The following is an 8,715-nucleotide window of genomic DNA, read 5'->3' on the forward strand; positions in this document are numbered from 1 at the left end:
CCGCATGGACTCCATCCTCCGCCTTGCGATCTCCCCCGTAGCCCTTCGGGCACGGGAGGTGCCCCCAGCACCAGACGCCGCCGGGCCCGCCCTTCGGGCGGACGACGCTACTTTGAAGACACTCCCTAGAGGGCCAGGCCGGTGAGGACCAGGACCCGCTCGTACGTGTAGTCGTCCATCGCGTACTTCACGCCCTCGCGGCCCACACCGGACTGCTTGGCGCCGCCGTACGGCATCTGGTCGGCGCGGTAGGACGGGACGTCGCCGACGACCACGCCGCCGACCTCGAGCGCGCGGTGGGCGCGGAAGGCGGTCTGCAGGTCACGGGTGAACACACCCGCCTGGAGGCCGTACTTGGACGAGTTGACCGCGGCGAAGGCCTCGGCCTCGCCGTCCACGCTCTGCACGGTGAGAACCGGTCCGAAGACCTCCTCGCAGGCGAGGGTGGTGTTCGCGGGCACGCCGGTGAGGACGGTCGGCGCGTAGGAGGCGCCGTCGCGCTTGCCGCCGGTGAGCAGCTGGGCGCCGGCCTCGACGGCCTCGCCGACCCAGGACTCGACACGCTTGGCGGCGTCCTCGTTGACCAGCGGGCCGACGTCAGTGGCGGAGTCGGACGGGTCGCCGGTGACCTGGGCCTCGACGGCCGCGACGATCTTCGGCAGCAGCCGGTCGTACACGGAGGCGTCGGCGATCACGCGCTGCACGGAGATGCAGGACTGGCCGCCCTGGTAGTTGGAGAAGGTGGCGATACGGGTCGCCGCCCAGTCCAGGTCCTCCTCGGAGGCGAAGTCGGCGAGGACGACGGCCGCGCCGTTGCCACCGAGCTCCAGGGTGCAGTGCTTGCGCGGCACCGAGTCCATGATCGCGTAGCCGACCTTGTCGGAGCCGGTGAACGAGATGACCGGGAGGCGCTCGTCCTGGACGAGGGCGGGCATCTTGTCGTTCGGCACCGGCAGCACGGACCAGGAGCCGGCGGGCAGCTCGGTCTCGGCGAGCAGCTCACCGATGATCAGGCCGGACAGCGGGGTGGCCGGCGCCGGCTTGAGGATGATCGGCGCGCCGACGGCGATGGCCGGGGCGATCTTGTGGGCGCACAGGTTCAGCGGGAAGTTGAACGGCGCGATCCCGAGGACGACGCCCTTCGGGAAGCGGCGGGTGAGGGCGAGACGGCCCTGGCCGCCGGCATCGGTGTCGAGGCGCTGGGCCTCGCCGCCGTTGAAGCGACGGGCCTCCTCGGCCGCGAAGCGGAACACGGAGACGGCACGGCCGACCTCGCCGCGGGCCCACTTGATGGGCTTGCCGTTCTCGGCGGAGATCAGCTGGGCGATCTCCTCGGTGCGCTCGACGAGACGCCTGGAGACGTGGTCGAGGGCCGCGGCGCGTACGTGGGCCGGGGTCGCCGCGAACTCGTCCACGACGGCGTGCGCGGCGGCCACGGCCTCCTCGACCTGAGCGTCGGTCGGGACGGCGACCGTGCCGACGAGACGGCCGTCCCAGGGGGAGGTCACGTCGAAGGTCGTCTCACCGGTGGCCTGGCGGCCGGCGAGCCAGAAGGCGTGGCTGGAAGTCATGTGCGGGTCCGGCCCTTCCGAAGTAGTGGGTTTCCTCTCTTCACACGGTAGGGCGGTGGACCGGAATCGTGATTTGTCCGCGCTGGAGTGGTTGGCGGGGCGGTCTTGCCGCTTTGGCGAGTGCGCAGGTCAGCGGCGGCGTTCCGTGCTGACGATGAGGCACACGCCCGCCACGACGACGGCGCCGCCGAGGGCGATCGGCCAGGTCAGCCGCTCGTTCAGGACCAGCGCGCCGAGGAGTACGGCGACGACCGGGTTGACGTAGGCGTACGTGGCGACGAGCGAGAGCGGCGCGGAGTGCAGCAGCCAGGCGTACGCCGTGAACGCGATGAGCGAGCCGAAGACGACGAGATAGGCGAGGGCGGTCCAGGACCGGGCGGACACATCGGCCAGCACGAAGCCGTGCTGCTCGCCCCGGCCGAGGCCGACGAGCAGACAGCCGAAGCCGCCGGCGACCATTTCGTACGCGCTCGCGGCGAACGGGTTGGCCGGCATGGGGATGCGCGAGGACGAGAAGGAGCCCACCGACCACATGAGGGTCGCGGCGATCACGGTGAGGACGCCCCACAGCTGTACGGCACCGCTCAGGCCGGGGAGGGTCAGCACGGCGAGCCCGGCGAGCCCGAGCAGGACGCCGCTGTACGCGCCGACGCCCGGCCGTTCGCCGAAGGCCCTGCGCAGCACGACGACCCAGGCCGGAACGACGGCGATCAGCAGCGCGGTGAGTCCGGAGGGCACGGCGGTCTCGGCGAGGACGACGAGCCCGTTGCCGCCGAGGAGGAGCAGCAGGCCGACGAGGGCGGCGGAGGCGAGCTGGGCGCGGGTGGCCCTGAGCGCCGACGGCCCCTGACGCCAGGCGATGATCGCGGCGAGGAGCAGTCCGGCGGTGATGAAGCGGGCGCCTGCGGAAAGGAACGGCGGCATCGTCTCGACGACGACGCGGATCCCGAGATACGTCGACCCCCAGACGACGTACACGATGGCGAGCGCGGCCCAGACGGCTCCGGATATCCGGCGGCCCGGCGCGGTGTCTGCGACGGTGGTTTCGGCGGCGGTTTCGGCAGAGGCAGCCGCGGTGGCGCCGGTGCGGGCATCGGGTTGCGTCATGGGTCCTTCTCGTCCTCGTCCGTGTGGACGGGCAGCGTCATGGTGCACGGGCGGCGTCGTTGTGGGCACGACCGGGTGCCTCCCCGCCGTGCCGATCACGAGGCAGGACACTAAGCAGTTCAGCAGTCAATTGCCATGTTTTATGCCCGACTTCGGGCAGCGAACCGGAAAATTCTTCCGCATCCCGTATCCCGCCCGCATCTCGCATCTCGCATCCCGCGTCTCGCGTCTCGCGTCTCGCGGCAGGGCCGGACGGGCGGGCGCCTACTCCGGGACCGGCGACGGGCCGGGGCCCGGGCCCGGACCCGTCGCCGTCCCTTCGGTCGCCTTGAGCGCGAGCCAGAGCTCCATACGGACGTCCGGGTCGTCCAGGGAGCGGCCGAGGATTTCCTCGACGCGCCGCATGCGGTACCGCAGGGTGTGGCGGTGGACGCCGAGGTCGGCGGCTGCCGCGTCCCACTGGCCGTGGCGGGAGAGCCAGGCGCGCAGGGAGGCCACGAGGTCGCCGCGACCTGTCGCGTCGTGTTCGTACAGGGCACGCAGCATGCCGTCGGCGAAGGCGCGTACGGCGTCGTCGGCGAGGAGCGGCAGCACCGACCCCGCCGCGAGTTCCTCGTGCTCGACGAGGGCCCGGCCGCGCCGGCGGGCGACGGACAGGGCCTGTTCGGCCTGCTTGTAGGCCGCGGCGGCGGCGATCGGGCCGGTCGGCGCGGACATGCCGACGACGACGCCCGCCTCCTCGGCCTCGCGTTCCGCGTACGACTCGCATTCGAGGACGACCGCTCCCCCGTCGGCGGCGAGGACGACGAGCCGGTCGTCGCCCTCGGGCGCGGTCAGCACCGCCTCGCCCGACCGGGAAGCGGCGGACTCCAGGGACTCGGCGAGCGCGTGCACGGGGTGCTCGGCGGCCGGGTCGGGCTCGCCGGCCGGTTCGGCGATCAGCAGCCGGAACGGCGCGTCCAGCAGCTCTCCGTACAGATCTCCGGCGACCGCCCTGGCGTGGTCCGGCTGCCCGGACAGCATCATCCGCAGCACCGCCGCACCCAGCCGCTGCTCGGCGGCCTGCAGCGAGCGGGAACGCTCCGTCGTGAGCGTCAGCAGCGCGATGGCGGAGTGCACGGCGTATCGCTCCGCCGTCCCGAGCGGTGCGCCCGTACCGACGGCGAGCGCGCCTCGCACCCGCCGCCCGGTACCCAGGGACTGCAGCTCGACCCGGTCGTCGGTGCCGCCGACGACCGCGCTGGCGGGTGCGGGCCGCTCACGCAGCCGCTCCACGTCGGCGGTGAGCCGGGCAGCCCGCCGGGTGGCCCAGTCGGGTGCGGCCGCGACGACGGCTCCGGACGCGTCGTAGAGCGCGGCCCAGCCGTCGACGAGCGCGGCGAGCCTGGCGAGCAGGGCCGCCGGGCCCTCGGCGAGCGCGGCGCGGGTCAGTTCCCGCTGGGCCTCGAAGCCTGCGGTCACGGCCCGGTACTGGTCGGCGGCGATGGCGGCCGACACCGCCTTGCTGATGGCGAGGAACGGGGTGCGGCGCGGTACTTCGAGGAGCGGGAAGTCCTCCTCCTCGGCGGCTTCCAGCAGTGCGGCGGGGATGTCGTCGTAATTGACGCCGACGGCGAAGCCGAGCCCGACGACACCCGCGCCGACCAGCCTGCGTACGTACCGTCGCATCGCGTCGTGGTCCGCGGCGTCCAGCGTCATCGCGGTGACGAGAAGCAGTTCGCCGCCCTCCATGTACGGCACGGGATCGGCCAGCTCGCTGACGTGCGCCCAGCGCACAGGGGTCCCGAGCCGGTCCTCCCCGGCGCGCACGGTCAGCTTGAGCGCGGAGTGCTGGACGAGCGAGGCAAGGGTGACCGGCATGGGACCGCGGACTTTCGGCAGAGGATGAGAGCTCCGGGCCTGGAGCTGCTGAGCGTCGGGCTCCGGGGCCGTGGACTTCTGAGCGTCGGGCTGCTGAGCGGGGCTTCTGAGCTTTTTGCCGTCCCGTACGAACGGCATACCTCGATTCTGCCAGGTCGTACGGGTGCGCGGGGCGGGCCCGCCGGTCGGGTGTGCGAGCCGGGTGCGCGGATCAGGTGCGCAGGTCCACCAGCAGCGGCGGCGCGTGCTCGCCGCGCACCGAGGTGAGCGAGAGGACGGCGTGCCCGGCGGGCACGGAGTGCGCCAGCTCGGAGGCCGACCAGCGCTCCCGCTCGACCTCACGGACCGTCACGGCCTCGGCGGTGGCCGCCTTGCCGGTCACCAGACGGCGCATGAAGTGCAGCGCCTTGGTCAGCGGCTCGTCGGAGATGATCTGCCGGTTGGTGACGTCTCTGGTCTGCACCCATTCGGTGCCCCAGGTCTCGGCGAACCGCCCGCCGTCCCAGGGCGCGAGCCCCGCGAACGCCATCCGGCAGCCCACCGCGCCGAGCAGCGGCCCGCGCAGCGTCTCGGGCACGTCCTCCAGGGTGCGCAGCGCCAGCACCACGCCCGCGTGCGCGGAGCGCAGCCGCTGCACGGCTCTCACCGAGTCGGCGGTGACGGTGTACGTCGCGTCATCGAGGACCAGGCAGGCGAAGAGCGAGCGGTCGGAACGTGCGAGTGCGGCCTCGGTGAACTGGGCGAGTACGAGCCGGGCGATGATCCGGGAGGCTTCGGCGTGGCCGCGTTCGGGAAGGTCGACGCGTACCCGGAGGGGGTGCTCGATGGCCCGCAGCGAGAACTGCCGGCCGGGCTCCTTCGTACGGAAGAACCGCGCGAACGCGGGCCGGTCGAGGAACGCGATCCGCTCGGCCAGCAGCACACCGACGTCGTCCGCGCGCTCCGACTGGCGTGCGCGCGCGTCGAGTTCACGGAGCTGGGACGCCTCCCCTTGCTCCTCCAGGGCGGTGCGCAGTTCGTCCAGCGCACCGGGCGCGCCACCGAGGAGCTCACGCAGCTCCGGCACGGCCGGGAAGTGGTCGTGGACACTCCGGTACGGCCCGATGAGCTGGGCCAGCGCGGTCGCGGCCCGGCGGCTGTCGACCGTCAGGTCCCCGACCAGCGCCTCGGCGAGGATCCGGGCGGCCTCGTCGGGGTCGTCGGTTCCGCCGTACAGATCGAGGTCGTGCGTGGCCTCGGGCCTGCCGAGGGCGATGACCAGGTCGAACGCGTCGTCGGGGGCCGGCGCGGTGCCGTGCGCGGTGACGGCGACGACGGCGGCCCGGTTGGCGAGCGCCTGCAGGCACATCGCCTCCACGACGGGCCGCACGAGCCGCACGGTCTTCCCGGACCCGGAGGGCCCGACGGCGAGCAGCGAGGTGCCGAGGAGGGCGGGCTCGAGGGCGACGCCGGTGGTGCGGCGGGCGTAGGGATTGCGGGGGTGGTCGGCGGCTGTGCCGATGCGCACCTGTCCGGTGGCGAGGTCGTGGGCGGCGGTGCGGACGGGCAGGTCCCGTGCGCCTGAGGGGTGCGCGCAGGCGGCGGCGCCGTCGGCACGGACGGTGTCGGTGAAGGCGGGCAGCCGCTCGGGCCGGGTGCGTACGCCCTGCCAGGCACGGCGGATCCGGGCGTAGTCGACATCGCCGAGCGTGCCTCGCTTTGTCGCCTCGGCGAGGGTGTGCGCCACCTCGTCGAGCCCGGCGGCACGCAGCTCGGGCCAGTCGGCGGGATCCTCCTTGGACGGGCGCGGCGGGGCGGGGGCCTCCTGCCTGCGTGCGTACCGGTGCCAGATGTCCGGCACGTGACCGATGCGGGCGAAGAAGACGAGCAGGCCGCCGCCGACGAGCCCGTAGTAGACGTAGCTGGCCGTGGCCCACAGGGGTGGGTCTGCGCGCCAGGACTCCGGGGTGAGGACGAGCAACGGCCAGAGCCAGTAGCGGCCGAGGTAGCCGTTCCACAGCAGGGACCAGAGCAGCCAGCCGGTGAGCAGGGCGATGAGCGCGCCGGCGAAGAGCCGCCGGGCCGGAATCACCTCCGGCTCCTGCTCCGGCCGCGGCCGGTGCCCCAGCCGCCAGATACCGGGGTCGGCCTGGGGCCTGGGTGTACGCAGCCAGGCTGCGACGGATGCCCCGGTGGACGGGGCGGGCGCGTGCGAGGGAGCCGGGGGGACGGTGGGAGGCACCGGCGGGGGTCCGGCGGGGCGCGGCACCGGGTGGGCGCTCCCGGCGCTGCCCGCCCGCGTGCCGCGTGCGTCGTACGTGCCTTCGGTGTCCATGAAACCCTGCCCCCTGACCAGCCAGGACCGCGTCTGTGCCACCGTCAATCTAGTGCCCATCGGCGGGGAGTTCAGCGAGTACGCCGTGCGCGAGCCGCTGCGGCGCGACGGTGATCCGTTCCGGGGCGTCGGCGGCACGTCCCGGTCCGGCTCGCCGGCCCCGGGTGCCCGGAGTGACGCGGAGTGACCCGGACCCGCCCGGCAACACCCCCGCCCGCCCCTCCCCCGGCCGGGAGTCCGGGGCTCGTCCCCCGCAACGGCACGACTCGGCTGCTCTATGTCCGTGACGGACAAACGACACGCGCCCACCACTACCGAACGGAGCATGCCGGACCCCCTGACGCGGACCTAGCCTGCGAAGAAAGAAGAAGTGCGTCCGAAAAGACACCCCAGGAGCCCTCATGACCGCAATTCCGCAGGAGCGCCGCGTCGTCACCGCCATTCCCGGCCCGAAGTCGCAGGAGCTTCAGGCCCGCCGTCTCTCCGCGGTCGCGGGCGGCGTGGGCTCCGTGCTGCCGGTGTTCACCACCCGCGCCGGCGGCGGCATCATCGAGGACGTCGACGGCAACCGCCTCATCGACTTCGGCTCCGGTATCGCCGTGACCTCCGTGGGCGCCTCCGCCGAGGCCGTCGTACGCCGCGCCTCCGCGCAGCTGCAGGACTTCACCCACACCTGTTTCATGGTCACGCCGTACGAGGGCTACGTCGAGGTCTGTGAGCAGCTCGCCGAGCTGACCCCGGGCGACCACGCCAAGAAGTCCGCGCTGTTCAACTCCGGCGCCGAGGCCGTCGAGAACGCCGTCAAGATCGCCCGCGCGTACACCAAGCGCCAGGCCGTCGTCGTCTTCGACCACGGCTACCACGGCCGTACGAACCTGACGATGGCGCTGACCGCCAAGAACATGCCGTACAAGCACGGCTTCGGTCCGTTCGCCCCCGAGGTCTACCGCGTCCCGGTCGCCTACGGCTACCGCTGGCCGACCGGCCCGGAGAACTGCGGCCCCGAGGCCGCCGCCCAGGCCATCGACCAGATCACCAAGCAGGTCGGCCCGGACAACGTCGCCGCGATCATCATCGAGCCGATCCTCGGCGAGGGCGGCTTCATCGAGCCGGCCAAGGGCTTCCTCCCGGCGATCGCGAAGTTCGCCAACGACAACGGCATCGTCTTCGTCGCGGACGAGATCCAGTCCGGCTTCTGCCGCACCGGCCAGTGGTTCGCCTGCGAGGACGAGGGCATCGTCCCGGACCTGATCACCACCGCCAAGGGCATCGCGGGCGGCCTGCCGCTCGCCGCCGTCACCGGCCGCGCCGAGATCATGGACGCCGCTCACGCGGGCGGCCTGGGCGGCACCTACGGCGGCAACCCGGTGGCCTGCGCCGGTGCTCTCGGCGCCATCGAGACCATGCGCGAGCAGGACCTCAACGGCAAGGCCAAGCGCATCGAGGAGGTCATGAAGGGCCGCCTGACCGCGATGGCGGAGAAGTACGACATCATCGGTGACATCCGCGGCCGCGGCGCCATGATCGCCATCGAGCTGGTCAAGGACCGCGCCACCAAGGAGCCCAACCCGGAGGCCGCCGGCGCGCTCGCCAAGGCCTGCCACGCCGAGGGCGTGCTCGTCCTCACCTGCGGTACGTACGGCAACGTGCTCCGCTTCCTGCCCCCGCTGGTCATCGGCGAGGACCTGCTGAGCGAGGGCCTGGACGTCATCGAGGCGGCGCTCGCCGCCGTCTGAGCCCCGGTTCCGGGGGGGTGACCCCCAGTAATCGCGCGCTCTCTGTGAAGAACATGTGGGGGGCCGATGGCGGGATGGAATTCCGGCTGTTGGTCCCCCTCCCGCTGTCGTACGGTTTCTGCAGATG

6 protein-coding genes are annotated in these 8,715 nt (G+C 72.8%); 2 read left to right on the forward strand and 4 right to left on the reverse strand.

Features of this window, described 5'->3' with window-relative positions:
- Positions 1–125: 125 nt before the first annotated feature.
- The 4 genes from ACWGI8_RS33285 to ACWGI8_RS33300 form a co-directional block, all read right to left on the reverse strand.
- Positions 126–1,571 carry an aldehyde dehydrogenase family protein gene (locus ACWGI8_RS33285; protein WP_453666647.1) on the reverse strand — a complete coding sequence of 482 codons (1,446 nt, stop codon included), beginning with the start codon at positions 1,569–1,571 and terminating at the stop codon, positions 126–128.
- A gap of 129 nt (positions 1,572–1,700) precedes the next feature.
- Positions 1,701–2,678, reverse strand: coding sequence for an EamA family transporter (locus tag ACWGI8_RS33290; RefSeq protein ID WP_453666649.1), 978 nt, complete (start codon positions 2,676–2,678; stop codon positions 1,701–1,703).
- A gap of 264 nt (positions 2,679–2,942) precedes the next feature.
- Positions 2,943–4,538, reverse strand: coding sequence for a PucR family transcriptional regulator (locus tag ACWGI8_RS33295; protein WP_453666656.1), 1,596 nt, complete (start codon positions 4,536–4,538; stop codon positions 2,943–2,945).
- A 211-nt stretch (positions 4,539–4,749) separates the two neighbouring features.
- Positions 4,750–6,852 (reverse strand): ATP-binding protein, encoded by a 2,103-nt coding sequence (locus tag ACWGI8_RS33300; protein WP_453666651.1) that lies wholly within the window; start codon positions 6,850–6,852, stop codon positions 4,750–4,752.
- On the opposite strand from ACWGI8_RS33300, the gene ACWGI8_RS33305 reads away from it, so the two are divergent.
- Both ACWGI8_RS33305 and gabT read left to right on the forward strand, forming a co-directional pair.
- Entirely contained in the window at positions 6,851–7,039 is a 189-nt protein-coding gene (locus ACWGI8_RS33305; RefSeq protein ID WP_453666653.1) for a hypothetical protein, read from the forward strand. The two genes, ACWGI8_RS33300 and ACWGI8_RS33305, sit on opposite strands and share 2 nt — an antisense overlap.
- 214 nt (positions 7,040–7,253) lie before the next feature.
- On the forward strand, positions 7,254–8,588 hold the full coding sequence (gabT, locus tag ACWGI8_RS33310) for a 4-aminobutyrate--2-oxoglutarate transaminase (protein ID WP_453666655.1): 1,335 nt from the start codon (positions 7,254–7,256) through the stop codon (positions 8,586–8,588).
- Positions 8,589–8,715 lie beyond the last annotated feature (127 nt).

Source organism: Streptomyces sp. NPDC054841 (assembly GCF_053611045.1).